Origin of the sequence: Enterobacter cloacae complex sp. 372C4 (assembly GCF_050030615.1) — a bacterium.
Lineage (GTDB): Bacteria > Pseudomonadota > Gammaproteobacteria > Enterobacterales > Enterobacteriaceae > Enterobacter > Enterobacter intestinihominis.
This window is the reverse complement of sequence record NZ_JBLGUQ010000001.1, coordinates 3,667,918-3,686,799: the sequence shown is the minus strand read 5'-3', so window position 1 is coordinate 3,686,799 and position 18,882 is coordinate 3,667,918. Positions and strand designations below refer to the sequence as shown.

The window sequence follows — 18,882 nt, the reverse complement described above, 5'->3', positions numbered from 1 at the left end:
AAGGAACCAAAAAGGATGCTTTTTACCCTAAAAAAATATATCGGAGGCATGATGCTTCCCCTTCCCCTGCTGTTGCTTCTCATCGCGCTGGGGCTGGCATTGATATGGTTTAGCCGCTTTCAGAAAAGCGGTAAATCCCTCGTCACCGTGGGCTGGCTGGCGCTGCTGTTACTCAGCCTGCAACCGGTCGCTGACGGTTTGTTACGCCCGATTGAAAACACCTACCCGACATGGCAGGGAAATCAGAAGGTGGGCTATATCGTGGTGCTGGGCGGCGGGTATACCTGGGATCCGAACTGGGCGCCCAGCTCGAACCTGATCAACAACAGTCTGCCGCGTCTGAACGAGGGGATCCGCCTGTGGCTGGCCAATCCGGGATCGAAGATGATCTTCACGGGCGCTGCGGCAAAAACCAACCCGGTAAGTACCGCTGAAGCAGGGGCAAGAGTGGCTGAATCGCTTGGCGTACCACGTTCCGCCATCATCACGCTGGATAGCCCAAAAGATACCGAAGAAGAAGCTGCTGCGGTGAAACAAGCCATCGGTGATGTGCCGTTCCTGCTGGTGACCTCTGCTTCACACCTGCCGCGCGCAATGATTTTCTTTGAGAATCAGGGCCTGCATCCGCTTCCTGCTCCGGCAAACCAGCTGGCCATTGACGCCCCGCTCAACCCGTGGGAACGGATAATCCCGTCCCCGGTATGGCTGATGCACAGCGACCGCGTCGGTTACGAGACGCTTGGCCGCCTGTGGCAGTGGCTTAAGGGTTCGTCAGGCAAGCCAGGGCAGGAGTGATTTTGCGGCCAGATCGAAACTGGCCCGATTAAAGCGCCCGGTGTTGACCAGTTGCGCCACCTCATCCCAGAGAAGATAGAGCCAGCGTCGCCAGAGAAAGGCCTCCGCAACGGGGGCGCGCTGAAGATAGTGCCAGAGCAAATCTTCCGCCGCCCCGCCCTCGCTCAGCCTGAACAGTTCGTACTCGCGCGGCGCCCAGAGCATGATCCCCGGCCCGACCATTGCCAGAAGCTGATCGCTGCGCGAGTCTTTAAGCATACTGCGCAGCGTGAAGTTGCCGTGAACCAGCACGCAGTTGTCGTTAAAACCCTCAAACAGCGTCGGCAGACACTCCCGGGTGCGGAATAAAATACGTTTGTCCTGCATCGTTAAACCGGTGTTGTTGAACTGGTTCAGCGTGCCCCACAGCACTTCAACACGCTGGCGATACCACAGCGGCCACAGGTTTTCCTGGGTGCTGTCTACTGCGCCAACAAGACCCCGGCTGTCCTGCCGATGCCAGGCAAGCAGAGCCTCGACAATTTGATCTTTCAGCTGTTCCCAGCGCTCCGGTGTACGCGTCGGGGCTTCAACAGAAACCCCGCGTAAACGTTCGATAAGCAAAACATCCGGGCCGGGATGCTCCTCATGGGTCATCACGCCGTAGACCGTCGGCATACGGACTGTCCCTTCCCGCGCCAGCATCGACATTTTCCAGGCCAGCTGTCTGGCGACGCCCGGCGAGGTAAAACTTCTGGCCATCAGCGGCATGGGGTTTCCCTGACTGTCGTACAACGACCAGAGTGCGGTATCGGCCTTTTCATTCACGCATTCCACCCGGCTTAGCTGTTCGCCAAGGAGATGGCTGAGTTCAGCACGCAGCTGTTCCATATGAGATTACCCCCATTAAGACTACTGCTTTTATAATGAGCGCGCGAACCCCGGATGTCACCCGGTCGAGATCAATAATGAAAAAGAAAAGGAAGAGAACATCCCCCCAGAACGAGGGGATGGCAGCGAATTAACGCAATTCGACGCGTACGCGATCGAGATCTTCAGGCGTATCCACGCCGGTGCCAGGGACTTCCTGGGCAACCGCAACGTGAATTTTCTCGCCGTACCACAGCACGCGAAGCTGTTCGAGCATTTCGATATGCTCAAGCGGGCTTGGTGCCCAGGCGACATAGCGACGAATAAAGCCGGCGCGGTAGCCGTAAATACCGATGTGGCGCAGGAAGGTTTCACCGATCGTCTCTTTCGATTGCGCGAAACGATCGCGATCCCACGGAATGGTGGCGCGGGAGAAATAGAGCGCGTAGCCCTCTGCGTCCATGACCACTTTCACCGCATTCGGATTGAACGCCTCTTCAGCGTGGTGAATCGGCACCGCGAGGGTCGCCATGCCAACCTTACGCTGGGCCAGGTTGTCGGCCACCTGACGGATAATAGCCGCCGGGATCATCGGCTCATCGCCCTGCACGTTCACAATCACCGTCTCGTCACTGAAACCGCATTTTTCGACGACTTCCGCCAGGCGCTCGGTGCCTGACTGGTGGTCGGCACGGGTCATGCACACTTCCCCTCCCGCGGCCTCAACCGCTCGCGCGACATCCGGGTGATCGGTGGCGACGATGACGCGTCCGGCGCCCGATTCGCGTGCCCGTTCAAGGACATGCACAATCATCGGTTTACCGTTGATATCCACCAGCGGTTTACCTGGCAGGCGCGTTGAAGCATAACGCGCAGGGATAATGACAACAAAACTCATGGTTTGATCTCTTCTGCCACCAGAGAACGGGCTTCATTTTCCAGCAGGACCGGAATACCGTCACGCAGCGGGAACGCCAGGCTGTCCAGTTTGCAAATCAGCTCTTGTTTATCCTGGCTGTAATACAGTTTGCCGTTGCACACCGGGCAGGCAATAATTTCAAGTAAACGGTGATCCATAGTTCCTCCGTATGGGTAATTGCTAAAGCTTACCACATTCTTTTTTCAGGGAGTGCCTGTTTCCCAGCCACCTCGACAGGTCGTAAACAGCCCCGCAGGCACGCGACCGAGTACAATTTCATACGCCCCCTGCCAGCGCGCAAATTCACTGAGCGCAGACGTTAGCCCTTTTTCCAGGCCAGCCGTGACTTTTATGCCCTCTTCCAGCCAGAGCGCGATAATTTCAAGCGTGCCGGTTTTACGGTGCATTTTAGCGTCCATGCGCCCGACAAGCTGCCCTTTATGAAGCAACGGCAAAACAAAATAACCGTACTGACGCTTTTGCGCCGGGGTGTAGCATTCCAGACGGTAGCTGAAATCAAACAGCTGTTCGGCCCGCTTTCTGTCCCAGACTACGGGGTCGAATGGCGAGAGCACGGCACTGTGGGTCGCCTGGAGTTTGCCATCTTGCGCCTGCGCCAGCAGAGGGAACAAATCCGCATGCAGCCACATTTCACCTAACGACTCAACCGAGACCGGCATCACGCGCTGTTCACGCTGCCACGTTTCCAGCAGCGGTTTTAGCTGCGGCTGACGCAGGCGATAATAATCCGCCAGCCACTGTGGGCGGAATATGCCCAGGCTGCGGGCGCTGTTCCCGAGCATGATGGCTTCGGCTGCGTCCTGAGACAGCAGGTCACGCGTATCGTCCCAGTGAGGCATAACGCGGTGCGTGAGGTCATAAACGCGCTGAAAGTTGCGGCGCTCGACCACCATCACTTTGCCCGACGTAAACAGCCCTTCAAGATGGCGTTTGTGCGGTTTCCACTCCCACCATCCGCTTGCGCCTTTTCGCGGGTGTTCAAAATCCGCGGAGCGTACCGGACCGTTTTCCTGAATATGGGCAATCAGTTGTTCTATTTCATCCGCGTGTTCCACCATCCACTCCTGACGGTATTTCCAGCCCATTTTGTCCGGGGCGAGCATGCGGTGACGCACCAGTGCAAAATCGCTGCGCGGGAGAAAACAGGCTTCATGCGCCCAGTATTCCATCAGTTCGCCCTGACTTAGCGCATTATCCAGCCACTGCGGAGGATAGTTTCCCAGGCGGCTAAACAGGACCAGATACGGGCTACGCGCCACGATGTTAATGGTGTCGATTTGCAGCAACGACATGCGTTGCACGGTAGAGAGGATATCCGCTGGCTGCGCGCGGCGGCGGGGCTTTTTCAGAAGCCCCTGGGCGGCAAGATGCAGGTTTCGTGCGGCTGCAAGTGAGAGTTGCGGTAGAGACATGCGTTTTCCTGTCAGTCAAAGCGCCACCGGAACCGCGTAGAAGTTACTGCACTAACGCGAGCAGTTCCTTGAGCAAATGTTCCGGCTGTTCGCCGCTGAGTTCAGCATCAACCGGCAGATACCACCAGTTTTCTTTCGCAAAGGCCCGGCATTTTACCGCGTCTTTTTCCGTCATGATCAGCGTCTGGCCCGGTGCGGCCAGCCTCTCAACCTCTTCGGCAACCAGCGCCTGGTGATCGGCCAGCGGTACCCGTTTCTCCAGCCGCGCGCCGCACTGCTCCAGCGTCGCGAAGAAACGCGGCGGATGACCAATCCCGGCCATCGCAATCAGATGATCCAGTAACGCGACGTCTTTACGCTCGCCGGTCAGCATATTCACTGCCTTTCCGGGACGAAGATGCATCGGGATCTCACCCGCTCTGGCTTCACCACCGTTTACAATCACGGCATCGACGCTCTTCAGGCGCGACGCACGCTCACGCATTGGACCGGCTGGCAGCCACCAGCCGTTGCCAAAACGCCGCACGCCGTCAATAACCACGATCTCTTTGTCACGCGCCAGCGCGTAATGCTGCAAACCATCATCGGTAATTATGATTTGTACGTCATGCTCTGCAAGCAGTGCCTTTACGGCATCACTGCGCATCGGCGATACCGCAACCGGCGCGCCAGTACGTTGGTAAATCAGTACCGGCTCATCACCGGCTTCAGCGGTAGTCGTAGCTGGGCTCAGCACCAGTGGATACTGCGCCGCTTTACCACCGTAACCGCGTGAAACAACTCCCGGGCGGATACCGCGCTTCTGGAGCTGTTCTACCAGCCAGATCACCACCGGCGTTTTGCCGTTTCCACCCGCCGTCAGGTTGCCGACCACCACGACCGGTACCGGTGCGCGCCAGGCGCGCTTGATCCCGAGGCGATAAAGCAGACGAATAGCACCGCTCACCAGGCCATACAGCCAGGAGAGCGGGAGAAGCAGCACCCACAGAGGGGATTCACCCGACCAGATGCGTGCAATCATTGACCGAACTGCATTTTATGAAGCTGCGCGTATACACCACGTTGTTCCAGCAGGTCCGCATGGCTGCCGCGTTCAACGATAACGCCGTCTTCCACCACCACGATTTCGTCAGCCTGTTCGATGGTCGACAGACGGTGCGCGATAACCAGCGAGGTACGGTTTTTCTGTAATTCATCCAGAGCCGACTGGATAGCGCGTTCAGATTCCGTATCCAGTGCGGACGTTGCTTCATCGAGGATCAGAATCGGGCTGTTGCGCAGCAGCGCTCGGGCAATCGCGATACGTTGACGCTGACCACCGGAGAGCAGCACCCCGTTTTCGCCAATGATCGTATCCAGACCGTTATCCATTTTGTTAATGAAGTCCATCGCATAGGCCATACGCGCCGCATTCTCGATCTCTTCACGGCTGTACTCTTCGGTACGGGCATACGCAATGTTGTTTGCCACCGTATCGTTGAACAGATGCACGTTCTGCGAAACCAGCGCGACCTGGTTACGCAACGACTGTAGGGTATATTCCCGCAGGTCGTGACCATCAAGCAGGATTTCGCCCTGGTCGATATCGTAGAAACGGGTAATCAGGCTGGCAATAGTCGACTTGCCCGAACCGGAACGACCGACCAGTGCAACGGTTTTACCCGCCGGGATGGACAGGCTGATATCACGCAGCGCCGGCACTTCACGGCCTGGATAGGTAAAGGTCACGTTGCGGAATTCCAGGTCACCTTTAGCGCGCTCGATCACGCGTGTACCTTCATCTTTTTCCTGTTCGGAATCGAGGATGCTGAACAGCGTCTGACAGGCTGCCATCCCGCGCTGGAACTGGGCGTTGACGTTAGTCAGCGATTTCAGCGGACGCATCAGCGCAATCATGGATGAGAACACCACGGTAATGGTACCCGCAGTCAGGGTTTCCATGACGCTCGGGAAGCTTGCTGCATACAGGACGAAGGCCAGGGCCAAAGAGGCAATCAGCTGAATGATCGGATCGGAAATCGACGAGGCCGATACCATTTTCATCCCTTGCAGGCGCATTCTGTTGCTGACCTTGTCAAAGCGTTTGGTTTCGACTTCCTGACCGCCGAAGATTAACACTTCCTTATGGCCTTTCAGCATCTGCTCGGCGCTGGTAGTCACCTGCCCCATCGTATTCTGCATATTTTTACTGATGTTGCGAAAACGCTTTGATACCACGCGGATCGCGATGGAGACAATCGGCGCCAGCACAATAAGGATCAGCGACAGTTGCCAGCTGTAATAGAACATCATCGCAAAAAGACCGATGATGGATGCGCCTTCACGCACAACGGTAATCAGTGCGCTGGAAGAGGACGACGCCACCTGCTCTGAATCGTAGGTAATACGCGACAGCAGGGTACCGGTTGACTGTTTGTCAAAGAATGAGACTGGCATCCCCATCATATGGCTGAATAACCGACGGCGCATGGTCATCACCACTTTACCGGATACCCAGGAGATGCAGTAGCTGGATACATAGCTGGAGATTCCGCGTAAGATCATCAGCCCAATAACCACCAGCGGCATCCATAGCAGCACTGAACGATCCGTTTTACCAAAACCGTCATCCAGTAACGGTTTGAGAAGCGATAACATAAACGTATCGCTGGCTGCGTTGAGGATTAACGCTACGCCCGCCACGATCAAGCCTGCTTTGAAAGGTGCAATCATCGGCCAGAGCCGGCGGAACGTTTGCCACGTGGAGAGATCTTTGTCGTTATGCATTCAAAAAACCAGCATTTGTTGAAATAGCCGCATATTCTACCCGTTATCTACGGGCGCGCCAAACCACTGATGATACCAACGCGGTAAATAGTGTTCACGTAAGCGGCGAATTTGCCGACTTTGGTGCGAAAACGTCACAGTTATCTGTCCGGACTGCGGGGTATCAAGCCAGAGATATCCCTCAGTTCGATAGCGCCTGACTACTTTGATGGAAGGGAAACGCCACGCGTTATAGCGGGCCATCGAGGCCAGCGAAACCTGCCCCTCCACGCGCTGTAGCAGCGGTGTTGAAGATGACGTGTTACTCCCATGGTGCGGCACCTGAATCAGTGTAGCCGCAAGTTGACGCCAGCGGTGGCTCAACATTGCCAGTTCTGCCTGCGCTTCAATATCTCCGGTCAGTAAAACGCTCTGTTCACCGTCATCGATTTTTACCACGCAGGAGCGGTTGTTACCTTTCGCCGAGGTGTTTTCGGGTGGCCAGTGCACGGAGAACGTTAACCCATGCCACTGCCATCGCTGTCCACGAAAGCACGGAAGATGTCCGGTCCAGGCTAAGGGGCTTCTGATCCACATTGCAGGCCAGGCAGCTTTTAGCGATGTCAGTCCCCCCGCGTGGTCGAGATGTTCATGGCTCAGGATCACCCCTTCCGGCCTCAGATGATGCCAGCGTAGCCAGGGGATAATCAGCTGCTGCGCGCTGTCCCCACCGGGCCATGCCAGCCCGGTGTCATACAGAATGGCCTTCCCGTGACGCTCAATGACCATCGCCAGCCCTTGCCCTACATCCAGCATATGCAGGGACCAGCTGTCAGTTTTAATCCTGTGCCAGAGGGGAAATGCCATCACCACGCTGCCTGCCAGACAGACTGCGGGTACTGCGCTGAAGGCCCTGAATCGCCAGCCAATGATCAGCAGCCACGGCAGTAACGTCAGGTATTGCCAGCGTTCATCTACGTCCTGCCAGCCATTCGGTAAACGCATCAATAGCCAGAAAAGTCCTGCCAGAGATTTATCGGCTGCCAGCCAGACGATACTTTCCAGCGTCGCCACCGGAAACAGATGCAGAAACATGCCGAGCAGGATCAGTGGAACTGAGATAAACGTTACCAGAGGAACAGCAAACAGATTCGCCACCAGCGAGGAGAGACTGAAACCATGGAAAATCAGTACCTGAAGCGGCAACAGAAGCAGCAGCATTCCAACCTGCAAATACAACAGCGTAACCAGCGGCCGCAGGCACCGGCCACGTTGCCAGTGCGGGAGAGGCAACCACTGATACCAAAAAATAAGCGCGGCGACCGCAAACGCGGATAACGCCAGGCTTTGTGACAGTACCGCCAGCGGATCGAAAAACAGGATCGCCGCCACGCAAGTAAGCCATACCTGCCAGGGCGACCACTGGCGACCGCTCATTTTTAATGCGGCCAGCACCACAAGCGCCATAACCGTACGCAGCGCGGGCGGCTGCAAGCCCGTTAGCCATGCGTAAAACGCGGCAAAAATCAGACCTGCCAGTAAGGGCATATGCCAGATAATCCAGCGGCCCGGCAGGAAAAACTGGATGCCCCGAGCCAGTAGCCAGACAGCAGAAGCTGCCAGCGCAATATGCAATCCCGAAATGGCCATGAGATGCATCGTTCCGGTCTCACGCATCAGGTTTTTTATCTCCCGCGAGACCGACAGCCGCTCCCCCATTCCCAGCCCCAGGATCACGGGCCCCCACTGATATGCTGAAAGCGTATTCTGTAGTGATGTCAGGTATTGCGAACGCAGGCTACAGCGTGCGTCGATAATCTCCGCATGGGTAAACCGTCCGCTCAGCGTCTGGTGTCGGGCAAAGGCGTTTTTCTGCGAATCATAGCCGCCATCGTTGAGTTCTCCGTGTACCGCCCTGAGCCGCAGGGTCATCGCCCAGCGTTGACCCACGCAGACATTTTGAGGCAGGTAGTTGCCGTAGAGTGACACGCCCATAGCAGCCCACACGCGTTCTCCATTGAGGCTGATAATCCTTCCCTGATGCATCGTTGCGCCGTCAGTTGCGGTAATGACCACCTCGGCCTGCTGCGGTGCTCTCGTTAAATGGTTCATCGGCCACACGCTTTCCTGAGCGGCCAGGATCCCCCAGCACATAAAAAGCAATGCGAGGCCTGAAAACCTGAGCCATTTTCTCTGCTGTACGGATAACGCAATTCCTGCGGCAATCAGCAACCAGACAATATGCAAGTCTGGCAAAACGGGTAACCAATAGAGCGGGATTATGGCCAGAATGGCGCACATACTGATAACGTGGATCCCCATCTTCACCTCCATGTTTCAGGCGATTATGCGGCAGGAGTGATGCGTCGTCAGACAGAAAAGGCGTGATTTACAGCGGGCGCTGCAACGTTTTTAAGCGTTTACAGCAAAGAGAAAATTTAAATGCGGCGCGTATTCAGAAATGCAGGGCGGGATACAAAAAAAGCACCCTAAGGTGCTTTCTTTAAACTCAGTTTAACCCTGATGATTAAACTCAGTTACCGTAAATATTGGCGCGATCGCGCAGTTCTTTACCCGGCTTAAAGTGCGGAACATACTTTCCTTCCAGCTCCACTTTATCGCCAGTCTTCGGGTTACGCCCGGTACGTGGTGCACGATAGTGCAGGGAAAAACTACCGAAACCGCGGATTTCAATGCGCTCGCCCTGGGCAAGAGTGGTAGCCATATGCTCCAGCATCTCTTTAACGGCATCTTCCACAGCCTTGGCAGGGATATGCGGTTGCTGACTGGCAAGTCTTTCAATCAATTCTGACTTGGTCATGATTCCTCCGGTTCCTTTCAAACCCATTAGCTGAACAGCTTATTAAACAAGGGCGGCCGTAGCCGCCCTTTGTTATTGATTACAGGACGAATCCTGCAATCTGTCAAGTCTGCTCTCCATCCTTCGCGCTGTAAATGCGTTACAGCTCAAATGATGGTGCGAACCTGAACTTACTCGCCTTTAGCTGCTTTGAAAGCTTCAGCCATTGCGTTGTTAGAGAAGTTTGCATCTTCCTGTTTGTTCACAGTTGCGATTGCATCTTTCTCATCAGCTTCGTCTTTAGCACGAACAGACAGGCTGATTGCACGGTTCTTACGGTCAACACCGGTGAACTTAGCTTCAACGTCGTCACCAACGCTCAGAACCAGAGTTGCATCTTCAACGCGGTCACGTGAAGCTTCGGAAGCGCGCAGGTAACCTTCAACGCCGTCAGCCAGTTCTACGGTTGCGCCTTTAGCGTCAACAGCAGTCACTTTACCGTTTACGATTGCGCCTTTCTTGTTCAGTGCAACCCAGTTGTTGAACGGATCTTCTGCGAGCTGTTTAACGCCCAGGGAGATACGTTCACGCTCTGCGTCAACCTGCAGAACAACTGCTGCGATTTCGTCGCCTTTTTTGTATTCACGAACTGCTTCTTCGCCTGCAACGTTCCAGGAGATGTCAGACAGGTGAACCAGGCCATCGATGCCGCCGTCCAGGCCGATGAAGATACCGAAGTCAGTGATAGACTTGATTTTACCTTCAACACGGTCGCCCTTGTTGTGGGTTTCCGCGAACTGCTGCCATGGGTTGTTTTTGCACTGCTTCAGGCCCAGGGAGATACGACGACGTTCTTCGTCGATATCCAGAACCATCACTTCCACTACATCACCAACGTTAACAACTTTGGATGGGTGGATGTTTTTGTTGGTCCAGTCCATTTCGGAAACGTGCACCAGGCCTTCAACGCCTTCTTCGATTTCAACGAAGCAGCCGTAGTCGGTCAGGTTGGTAACGCGACCAGTCAGTTTAGTACCTTCTGGGTAACGCTTAGCGATAGCTACCCATGGATCTTCGCCCAGCTGTTTCAGGCCGAGGGATACACGAGTACGCTCGCGGTCGAACTTCAGCACTTTAACAGTGATTTCGTCGCCCACGTTCACGATTTCGCTTGGGTGCTTAACGCGTTTCCACGCCATGTCGGTGATGTGCAGCAGGCCATCAACGCCGCCCAGGTCAACGAATGCGCCGTAGTCAGTGAGGTTCTTAACGATACCTTTGACTTCCATGCCTTCCTGCAGGTTTTCCAGCAGCTGATCGCGTTCTGCGCTGTTTTCGGATTCGATAACGGCACGACGGGAAACAACAACGTTGTTACGCTTCTGGTCCAGCTTGATTACTTTGAACTCAAGCTCTTTGCCTTCGAGGTGCAGGGTGTCACGGACTGGACGAACGTCTACCAGAGAACCTGGCAGGAACGCACGAATACCATTCAGCTCAACAGTGAAGCCACCTTTAACTTTGCCGTTGATAACACCGACCACAGTTTCAGCTTCTTCGTAAGCTTTTTCCAGCGTGATCCATGCTTCGTGACGTTTAGCTTTCTCACGAGACAGCAGGGTTTCGCCGAAGCCGTCTTCTACTGCGTCCAGAGCAACGTCAACTTCGTCACCTACCTGGATTTCCAGCTCGCCCTGGGCGTTTTTGAACTGCTCAGCCGGGATGGCGGACTCAGATTTCAGACCGGCGTCAACCAGTACTACGTCTTTGTCGATAGCAACAACAACACCGCGAACGATGGAACCCGGACGGGTTTCGATTTCTTTTAAGGATTCTTCAAACAGTTGAGCAAAAGATTCAGTCATGTTTAATCTTCAGGTTAATATTAACGTCCACCTGGCTCCGTGCCGGATGGGGTTGTTTCACATACCCGCCGTCAATCCATTGCAGCGGGGGTACTGCTAAATCGGTCGCGATTACGCGAGTGCCAGTTTTTGGCGCGCATATTGTAGCGCTTTTTCAATCACTTGCTCAATAGTTAAACTGGTTGAATCCAGCACTAATGCGTCTTGCGCGGGAACAAGTGGTGCGACGGCGCGGTTACGATCGCGGTCATCGCGCTCTTTTATCTCGGATAAAAGGCGATCAAAGTTAACACTAAACCCCTTTTCCTGCAACTGAAGCATGCGGCGTTGAGCACGTTCTTCCGAAGAAGCGTCAAGGAAAATTTTCACTGGCGCATCAGGGAATACCACGGTTCCCATGTCGCGGCCGTCGGCGATCAGCCCCGGCGCTTCGCGGAAACCGCGCTGGCGACGTAACAGCGCTTCACGAACGCGTGGGAAAGCCGCCACCTGAGAGGCCGCATTGGCCACTTCCTGCGTACGGATTTCACCGCTGACATCTTCCCCTTCCAGGATCACTTCAAGGTTGCCATCAGTAGAGACAAAGCGCACATCCAGATGTGCAGCCAGCGGTACCAGCGCTTCTTCAGACGCAACATCTACATGATGATGCAGCGCAGCCAGCGCCAGCACGCGATAGATTGCTCCCGAATCTAAAAGATGCCATTGCAATGCTTCCGCCATCGCTTTGCACAGAGTACCTTTCCCTGCGCCACTTGGCCCATCAATGGTGATTACCGGGGCAATTGCCGTCATCTTTTTCTCCTTAATTAAGGCATACCGTTTACATGAACGCCGCGCATTATACGCGCCAACGTGCGCAACTGTTACCTTTGCGTGCAAATTACGGAATGATTGAAGCAGAGTGTAGAAGAAATGAAAGAGGATGACTGTCAGAAAGCGTAAGGAAATGCCGCATCAGGAGATGCGGCATACGATCGTCAGGCCAGGGTGCTAATGCGCGCCAGCTGTTCGAAGTAGTCCGGGAAGGTTTTCGCCGTGCACTTCGGGTCAAGGATGGTGACTGGCGTATCTGACAGCGCCACCAGCGAGAAACACATCGCCATGCGGTGATCGTTGTAGGTGCCAATTTCTGCAAATTGCAGTTTTGCCGGCGGCGTGACGCGAATGTAGTCTTCGCCCTCTTCTACCACCGCCCCCACTTTACGCAGCTCGGTTGCCATTGCGAACAGGCGGTCAGTCTCTTTTACGCGCCAGTTATAGATGTTGCGCAGCGTGGTGGTGCCTTTCGCAAACAGCGCAGCGGTGGCAATGGTCATTGCCGCGTCAGGAATATGGTTCATGTCCATGTCGATGGCGTTCAGCTCACCGTGCGTACAGGAGATGAAGTCATCGCCCCAGGTCACAACCGCGCCCATTTTTTCCAGCACGTCGGCAAAACGAATGTCGCCCTGCACGCTGTTGCGACCAATACCCGTCACTTTTACCGTACCGCCTTTAATCGCGCCTGCGGCAAGGAAATAGGAGGCGGATGAAGCATCGCCTTCAACCAGGTAGTGACCCGGAGACAGATACTGTTGGCCACCGCGAACCACGAAGCGTTGGTATGACTGGTTTTCCACCTCAACACCAAAGGTTTTCATCAGGTGCAGCGTGATATCAATGTACGGCTTAGAGACCAGATCGCCTTTAATGCTAATCACGGTATCATTTGGAGCCAGCGGTGCGGTCATCAGCAGTGCCGTCAGGAACTGGCTGGAGACGCTACCATCAACCTCAACATTACCGCCAGTGAAACCACCGCGCAGACGCAGTGGCGGGTAATTTTCTTGCTCAAGATAATCAATCTGCGCGCCGCCCTGACGCAGGGCATCGACCAGGTGGCCGATCGGACGCTCTTTCATGCGCGGCTCGCCGGTCAGCACAATATCGTTGCTCCCAAGACACAGCGCAGCGGCCAGAGGACGCATCGCCGTACCGGCGTTACCCAGGAAAAGCTCCAGCGCTTCAGCGGAATGTAATGCGCCGCCGTTACCGGTGACTTCACAACGGGTACGATCGTCTGACAGCGCGTACTGAACGCCCAACGCTTTCAGTGCATTGAGCATATGGCGCACGTCATCGCTGTCCAGCAGGTTGGAAAGGACGGTGGTGCCGTTTGCCAGAGCTGCCAGCAGCAGAGCGCGGTTCGAGACACTTTTTGAACCAGGCAGATTAATGGTGCCATCTACCCGCGCGATAGGTTGTAACGTCAGGGATTCCATGAAACTCAACTCTCAACTCAACATAATAAAAACCCCGCAGGAACGCTGCGGGGGTGAAAAACAGCCAATTAACCGTGACGACGTTCGAAGTCGATCATGAAATCAGTCAGGGCTTTAACGCCTTCCAGCGGCATCGCGTTATAGATAGAGGCACGCATACCGCCTACCACACGGTGACCTTTCAGCGCATGCAGACCCGCCGCGAAGGACTCTTCCAGGAACACGTTATCCAGGTTGTTGTCCGCCAGCTGGAACGGCACGTTCATGCGCGAACGGTTAGTTTTGGCGACATCGTTACGGTAGAAATCGCTCTTGTCGATCACGCCGTACAGCAGTTCAGCTTTTTGCTGATTGATCTTGTCCATCTGCGCCACGCCGCCTTTTTGCTTCAGCCATTTGAAGACCAGGCCGGAGAGATACCAGGCGAACGTTGGTGGAGTGTTGAACATGGAATCGTTGTCGTTCAGGACGGTGTAATCCAGAATTGACGGGCAAGACTTATGGGCTTTCCCCAGCAGGTCTTCACGCACGATAACGATAGTCAGACCCGCAGGACCGATGTTTTTCTGGGCACCCGCGTAGATGACGCCGTAGCGGCTGACGTCCAGCGGCGTGGACAGAATGGTGGAGGAGAAGTCCGCCGTCACAATGACATTTTCGCCAAAGTCTGGCTCTTCGTGAATAGCGATACCGTCGATGGTTTCGTTCGGGCAGTAATGAAGATACGCGGCGTTGTCAGAAAGCTGCCACTCACTCATCGGCTTCACGGCGCGCATACCGTCAACGGTCACTTTGGCATCGATAACGTTCGGCGTGCAATATTTGTGCGCTTCTTTTACCGCACTGGCCGCCCAGTAGCCGGCATCAACGTAATCAGCGGTGGATTTGTCGCCCAGCAGATTGAGCGGAATACCCGCAAACTGACCGCGTCCACCGCCGTGACAGAACAATACTTTGTAGTTCGAGGGAATGTTCAGCAGATCGCGAAAATCCTTTTCTGCCTCTTCCGCCACCTGAATAAACGCTTTACCCCGGTGGCTGACTTCCATCACCGACGTACCCAGACCGTTCCAGTCACACAGCTCCTGTTGAGCCTGTTTGAGCACGTCTGCCGGTAACATTGCCGGACCTGAACTGAAATTAAAGACTTGAGCCATTTCCCCTCACCACGCTAAAAGCCATAAGTTATAACTGTGGATATCGGTTTTATCACTCAGTGACACGCGCCGCAATGTCTAAAACTTATGGCCGAAGAAATGTGCCCCTCGTCACACAAAACAATCTGCCGTACCGTTGTCGCAAAACCGACAATATCGCTGTCAGGTAATGCGTTTAGCACGGCTAACCTTCGTCCATTCTGGATTTGTACAGCGAGGGCATAATTGATGATCGCCCGCCTGCATGACCACCACGTGGCTGCATTTTATGCAGGCATACTGGCCCGCATCAGGGACGGTTTTGTATCGCTCGATAAGCATATCCGGCAGTATGCACAGGCCGGGCTTGACCTCATCGTCAGGATAGTAATAAACGCTGATTTGACCGTTCGTTTCCATAATCGCCAGACGCACCTGCCCCAGTTGTTCAACGCTGCTTATACGTAGCTCCATAAAGAACTCAAACTCCGTCATATTGGCGCTTTGCACATTCTCCCAGGCCAGTTGACCATCTTCGACAATCACCACCGGTTTTCCTTCGAACAGATCTTCCAGTTTTTCACTTTTCGACATCAGCCACATGACCAGCCGGTACAGCAGCGCAAGCGTCACGAAGACGATAAAAACCGGCACCATCGGCACATCGTCATAAAAGGCAACGTCCCCTGCCGCCGAACCCAGCGTCAGGATAATCAGCACTTCAAACAGTGACATCTGCCGCACGCCGCGACGTCCGGTGATTTTCAGGAACAGGAAGACGAGTACAAAGGTGTACAGGCTACGCAACGCCACTTCGCCTAAAAACTCAGGTGGGACTTTATCAAACGCCATCCGCTGGAGATCAAATGCTTTCATTTTTTTATGCCTTAACAGTAGGTTACTGCTTATAAGCATAGCCCAGCCATTTATTTTCGCCGGAGATAGCACCCGTCACGCAAAACCCGTATCATTGCGCGCTTTACGTACGATAAAAGTGAACGCCATGACTCAAACGTTTATCCCCGGCAAAGACGCCGCTCTGGAAGATTCCATCGCTCGCTTCCAGCAGAAACTGACCGACCTGGGCTTTAATATCGAAGAAGCCTCCTGGCTGAATCCGGTGCCTCACGTCTGGTCCGTGCATATTCGCGACAAAGACTGTGCGCTGTGCTTTACCAACGGCAAAGGCGCGACCAAAAAAGCGGCACTGGCCTCTGCGCTGGGTGAGTATTTTGAGCGTCTGTCCACCAACTATTTCTTCGCCGACTTCTGGCTGGGTGAAACGATTGCCAACGGCCCGTTCGTTCACTACCCGAACGAAAAATGGTTCCCGCTACCCGAAGACGACGAACTGCCGGAAGGCATTCTCGATGCCCGCCTGCGCGCGTTCTACGATCCGGAAAACGAACTGACCGCCAGCATGCTGATCGACCTGCAATCCGGCAATGAGGATCGTGGTATCTGCGCCCTGCCGTTCACCCGTCAGTCTGACGAGCAGACCGTTTACATTCCAATGAACATCGTTGGCAATCTGTATGTGTCTAACGGTATGTCTGCCGGTAACACCCGTAACGAAGCGCGTGTACAGGGGTTGTCTGAAGTTTTCGAGCGTCACATCAAAAACCGTATTATTGCTGAATCCATCAGCCTGCCGGAGATCCCGGCTGACGTGCTGGCGCGCTACCCGGGCGTGGTGGAATCCATCGCCAAACTGGAAGCGGAAGGTTTCCCAATCTTTGCTTATGACGGCTCTCTGGGCGGCAAATATCCGGTTATCTGCGTGGTACTGTTCAACCCGGCAAATGGCACCTGCTTCGCCTCTTTCGGCGCGCACCCGGACTTCGGCGTGGCGCTGGAGCGTACCGTGACCGAACTGCTGCAAGGTCGTAGCCTGAAAGATCTCGACGTATTCACCCCGCCAACCTTTGATGACGAAGAAGTCGCCGAGCACACCAACCTCGAAACGCACTTCATCGACTCCAGCGGTTTGATCTCCTGGGATATGTTCAAACAGGACGCAGACTATCCGTTCGTGGACTGGAGCTTTGCCGGTACGACGGAAGAAGAGTTCGCCACCCTGATGGCGATCTTCAACGCGGAAGATCAGGAAGTCTATATTGCCGACTATGAACACCTCGGCGTTTATGCGTGCCGTATTATTGTGCCGGGTATGTCGGACATCTATCCGGCAGAAGATCTGTGGCTGGCGAACAACAGCATGGGCGCGCATCTGCGTGAAACCCTGCTGGCCCTGCCGGGCAGCGAGTGGGATAAAGAAGATTATCTGAACCTGATCGCCCAACTGGACGAAGAAGGACACGATGATTTCACCCGCGTACGCGAACTGCTGGGTCTGGCAACCGGAAAAGATAACGGCTGGTACACGCTGCGCATCGGCGAGCTAAAAGCGATGCTGGCGCTGGCGGGCGGCGATCTGGATCAGGCTTTGGCCTGGACCGAGTGGACGATGGAGTTTAACCAGTCCGTCTTCTCCGCCGAGCGCACTAACTATTACCGTTGCCTGCAAACGCTGCTCCTGCTTTCTCAGGAAGACGACCGCGAGCCATTGCAGTATCTGAACGCCTTCGTCCGCATGTACGGTGCAGATGCCGTTGAAGCTGCCAGCGCTGCGCTGAGCGGTGAAGAACCGTTCTATGGCCTGCAAGCGGTTGACAGCGATCTGAAAGCCTTCCCGGCGCATCAGTCGCTGCTGAATGCGTATGAAAAATTGCAGAAGGCTAAAGCCGCTTACTGGTCAAAATAAGCGCATATAACATTAATGGCTGTAGGCGTATTCAATCGCCTGAGCTATATTACGGGGCAATTTCATTGCCCCTTTTTTTTATTTTTCCGCAATGACGTTTAATTGTAATAATTAAGTTAACCACGGGTAAATATAAAAACGCTTACCTGGGCTTTACTGTTACTAATTCTAATAAATACTCCATTTTAATTAACTGTTCCACGGGAGGCTGAAGGAAAAAATTCAACTCTTTTCATAACTTTTAAAATTTATTTTTATACGGATAATCAAATACTTACTCCGCTTTTGCTGTAAAACCATACACATTGCGGGCCTATAAGCCAGGCGAGATATGATCTATATCAATTTCTCTTCTATAATGCTTTGTTAGTATCTCGTCGCCGACTTAATAAAGAGAGAGTTAGTGTGAAAGCTGACAACCCTTTTGATCTATTACTCCCCGCTGCGATGGCGAAAGTTGCCGAAGAAGCGGGTGTCTACAAAGCAACGAAACATCCGATGACGACGTTCTTTCTGGCCATTACGGCTGGGGTGTTCATCTCCATCGCTTTCGTCTTCTATATCACAGCCACCACCGGCACTGCCGGGATGCCTTTCGGCATAGCGAAACTGATTGGTGGTATTTGCTTCTCACTGGGCCTGATCCTCTGCGTCATCTGCGGCGCCGACCTCTTCACCTCAACGGTGCTGATTGTTGTGGCAAAAGCCAGCGGAAGAATTACCTGGGGTCAACTGGGGCGCAACTGGCTCAACGTCTACGTTGGCAACCTGATTGGCTGTCTGCTCTTTGTTCTGTTGATGTGGCTTTCTGGCGAGTACATGACCGCCAACGGCGGCTGGGGGCTTAACGTCCTGCAAACCGCCGACCACAAAATGCACCATACATTTATCGAAGCCGTTGCTCTCGGCATCCTTGCAAACCTGATGGTCTGCCTGGCGGTCTGGATGAGCTACTCTGGTCGTAGCCTGATGGATAAAGCCATGATTATGGTTCTGCCGGTTGCGATGTTTGTTGCCAGCGGCTTTGAGCACAGTATTGCGAATATGTTCATGATCCCGATGGGGATTGTTATCCGCAACTTTGCAAGCCCGGAGTTCTGGACTGCTGTTGGTTCAACCCCGGAAAGTTTTTCACACCTGACTATTATGAATTTCATTACTGATAACCTGATCCCCGTCACTATCGGGAACATTATCGGTGGGGGTCTGTTAGTTGGGTTGACATACTGGGTCATTTACCTGCGTGGCGGCGATCATCATTAATGGTTGTCTCAGGCAGTAAATAAAAAATCCACTTAAGAAGGTAGGTGTT

General features: G+C 54.2%; 16 protein-coding genes. 3 read left to right on the top strand and 13 right to left on the bottom strand.

Annotation, left to right across the window (positions count from 1 at the left end):
• Positions 1 to 15: 15 nt before the first annotated feature.
• A complete protein-coding gene (gene elyC, locus ACQG11_RS17885; RefSeq protein WP_105322608.1) occupies positions 16 to 795 on the top strand; it encodes an envelope biogenesis factor ElyC in 780 nt (259 codons plus the stop codon).
• Here the strand turns inward: elyC and ACQG11_RS17880 are convergent.
• The 13 genes from ACQG11_RS17880 to ACQG11_RS17820 form a co-directional block, all read right to left on the bottom strand.
• A complete protein-coding gene (locus ACQG11_RS17880; RefSeq protein WP_023299729.1) occupies positions 772 to 1,665 on the bottom strand; it encodes a YcbJ family phosphotransferase in 894 nt (297 codons plus the stop codon). The genes elyC and ACQG11_RS17880 overlap by 24 nt on opposite strands.
• A 130-nt stretch (positions 1,666 to 1,795) precedes the next feature.
• Positions 1,796 to 2,542, bottom strand: a complete 747-nt coding sequence (gene kdsB / locus ACQG11_RS17875) for a 3-deoxy-manno-octulosonate cytidylyltransferase (protein ID WP_023299728.1) — start codon at positions 2,540 to 2,542, stop codon at positions 1,796 to 1,798.
• Positions 2,539 to 2,721, bottom strand: a complete 183-nt coding sequence (gene ycaR / locus ACQG11_RS17870) for a protein YcaR (RefSeq protein WP_003858220.1) — start codon at positions 2,719 to 2,721, stop codon at positions 2,539 to 2,541. The genes kdsB and ycaR overlap by 4 nt, the downstream gene beginning before the upstream one ends.
• 45 nt (positions 2,722 to 2,766) lie before the next feature.
• The gene (locus ACQG11_RS17865; RefSeq protein WP_426728642.1) at positions 2,767 to 3,996 is read right to left on the bottom strand and encodes a winged helix-turn-helix domain-containing protein; all 1,230 of its coding nucleotides are present in this window, start codon (positions 3,994 to 3,996) and stop codon (positions 2,767 to 2,769) included.
• A 43-nt stretch (positions 3,997 to 4,039) separates the two neighbouring features.
• Positions 4,040 to 5,017, bottom strand: a complete 978-nt coding sequence (gene lpxK / locus ACQG11_RS17860) for a tetraacyldisaccharide 4'-kinase (RefSeq protein ID WP_426728641.1) — start codon at positions 5,015 to 5,017, stop codon at positions 4,040 to 4,042.
• On the bottom strand, positions 5,014 to 6,762 hold the full coding sequence (gene msbA, locus ACQG11_RS17855) for a lipid A ABC transporter ATP-binding protein/permease MsbA (protein WP_003858227.1): 1,749 nt from the start codon (positions 6,760 to 6,762) through the stop codon (positions 5,014 to 5,016). Before msbA ends, lpxK begins: the two co-directional genes overlap by 4 nt.
• Before the next feature lie 36 nt (positions 6,763 to 6,798).
• Positions 6,799 to 9,063, bottom strand: a complete 2,265-nt coding sequence (locus ACQG11_RS17850; protein WP_426728640.1) for a ComEC family protein — start codon at positions 9,061 to 9,063, stop codon at positions 6,799 to 6,801.
• Between the two features lie 211 nt (positions 9,064 to 9,274).
• Positions 9,275 to 9,562: an integration host factor subunit beta gene (gene ihfB, locus ACQG11_RS17845; protein ID WP_003858233.1), complete on the bottom strand. Its 288-nt coding sequence runs from the start codon at positions 9,560 to 9,562 to the stop codon at positions 9,275 to 9,277.
• Between the two features lie 170 nt (positions 9,563 to 9,732).
• Positions 9,733 to 11,406, bottom strand: coding sequence for a 30S ribosomal protein S1 (rpsA, locus tag ACQG11_RS17840; RefSeq protein ID WP_003858235.1), 1,674 nt, complete (start codon positions 11,404 to 11,406; stop codon positions 9,733 to 9,735).
• Between the two features lie 111 nt (positions 11,407 to 11,517).
• Positions 11,518 to 12,201 carry a (d)CMP kinase gene (gene cmk / locus ACQG11_RS17835; protein ID WP_015570968.1) on the bottom strand — a complete coding sequence of 228 codons (684 nt, stop codon included), beginning with the start codon at positions 12,199 to 12,201 and terminating at the stop codon, positions 11,518 to 11,520.
• A gap of 185 nt (positions 12,202 to 12,386) precedes the next feature.
• Positions 12,387 to 13,670, bottom strand: coding sequence for a 3-phosphoshikimate 1-carboxyvinyltransferase (gene aroA / locus ACQG11_RS17830; protein ID WP_426728639.1), 1,284 nt, complete (start codon positions 13,668 to 13,670; stop codon positions 12,387 to 12,389).
• A gap of 68 nt (positions 13,671 to 13,738) precedes the next feature.
• Positions 13,739 to 14,827 (bottom strand): 3-phosphoserine/phosphohydroxythreonine transaminase, encoded by a 1,089-nt coding sequence (gene serC / locus ACQG11_RS17825; protein WP_022647627.1) that lies wholly within the window; start codon positions 14,825 to 14,827, stop codon positions 13,739 to 13,741.
• 162 nt (positions 14,828 to 14,989) lie between these two features.
• Complete coding sequence (locus tag ACQG11_RS17820; protein ID WP_023299721.1) at positions 14,990 to 15,682, bottom strand: DUF421 domain-containing protein; 693 nt, start codon at positions 15,680 to 15,682, stop codon at positions 14,990 to 14,992.
• Between the two features lie 127 nt (positions 15,683 to 15,809).
• On the opposite strand from ACQG11_RS17820, the gene ycaO reads away from it, so the two are divergent.
• Both ycaO and focA read left to right on the top strand, forming a co-directional pair.
• Positions 15,810 to 17,570, top strand: a complete 1,761-nt coding sequence (gene ycaO / locus ACQG11_RS17815) for a 30S ribosomal protein S12 methylthiotransferase accessory factor YcaO (RefSeq protein WP_022647625.1) — start codon at positions 15,810 to 15,812, stop codon at positions 17,568 to 17,570.
• Between the two features lie 405 nt (positions 17,571 to 17,975).
• A complete protein-coding gene (gene focA, locus ACQG11_RS17810) occupies positions 17,976 to 18,833 on the top strand; it encodes a formate transporter FocA (RefSeq protein WP_017384832.1) in 858 nt (285 codons plus the stop codon).
• The last annotated feature ends 49 nt before the right edge of the window (positions 18,834 to 18,882 follow it).

Bases quoted from the DNA above. Each gene is read 5' to 3' on its own strand.
- lpxK (WP_426728641.1), bottom strand. From the start codon at position 5,017: ATGATTGCACGCATCTGGTCGGGTGAATCCCCTCTGTGGGTGCTGCTT.
- ACQG11_RS17820 (WP_023299721.1), bottom strand. From the start codon at position 15,682: ATGAAAGCATTTGATCTCCAGCGGATGGCGTTTGATAAAGTCCCACCT.
- aroA (WP_426728639.1), bottom strand. From the start codon at position 13,670: ATGGAATCCCTGACGTTACAACCTATCGCGCGGGTAGATGGCACCATT.
- kdsB (WP_023299728.1), bottom strand. From the start codon at position 2,542: ATGAGTTTTGTTGTCATTATCCCTGCGCGTTATGCTTCAACGCGCCTG.
- rpsA (WP_003858235.1), bottom strand. From the start codon at position 11,406: ATGACTGAATCTTTTGCTCAACTGTTTGAAGAATCCTTAAAAGAAATC.
- msbA (WP_003858227.1), bottom strand. From the start codon at position 6,762: ATGCATAACGACAAAGATCTCTCCACGTGGCAAACGTTCCGCCGGCTC.
- ACQG11_RS17850 (WP_426728640.1), bottom strand. From the start codon at position 9,063: ATGGGGATCCACGTTATCAGTATGTGCGCCATTCTGGCCATAATCCCG.
- ycaO (WP_022647625.1), top strand. From the start codon at position 15,810: ATGACTCAAACGTTTATCCCCGGCAAAGACGCCGCTCTGGAAGATTCC.
- ihfB (WP_003858233.1), bottom strand. From the start codon at position 9,562: ATGACCAAGTCAGAATTGATTGAAAGACTTGCCAGTCAGCAACCGCAT.
- ACQG11_RS17880 (WP_023299729.1), bottom strand. From the start codon at position 1,665: ATGGAACAGCTGCGTGCTGAACTCAGCCATCTCCTTGGCGAACAGCTA.
- elyC (WP_105322608.1), top strand. From the start codon at position 16: ATGCTTTTTACCCTAAAAAAATATATCGGAGGCATGATGCTTCCCCTT.
- cmk (WP_015570968.1), bottom strand. From the start codon at position 12,201: ATGACGGCAATTGCCCCGGTAATCACCATTGATGGGCCAAGTGGCGCA.
- ycaR (WP_003858220.1), bottom strand. From the start codon at position 2,721: ATGGATCACCGTTTACTTGAAATTATTGCCTGCCCGGTGTGCAACGGC.
- serC (WP_022647627.1), bottom strand. From the start codon at position 14,827: ATGGCTCAAGTCTTTAATTTCAGTTCAGGTCCGGCAATGTTACCGGCA.
- ACQG11_RS17865 (WP_426728642.1), bottom strand. From the start codon at position 3,996: ATGTCTCTACCGCAACTCTCACTTGCAGCCGCACGAAACCTGCATCTT.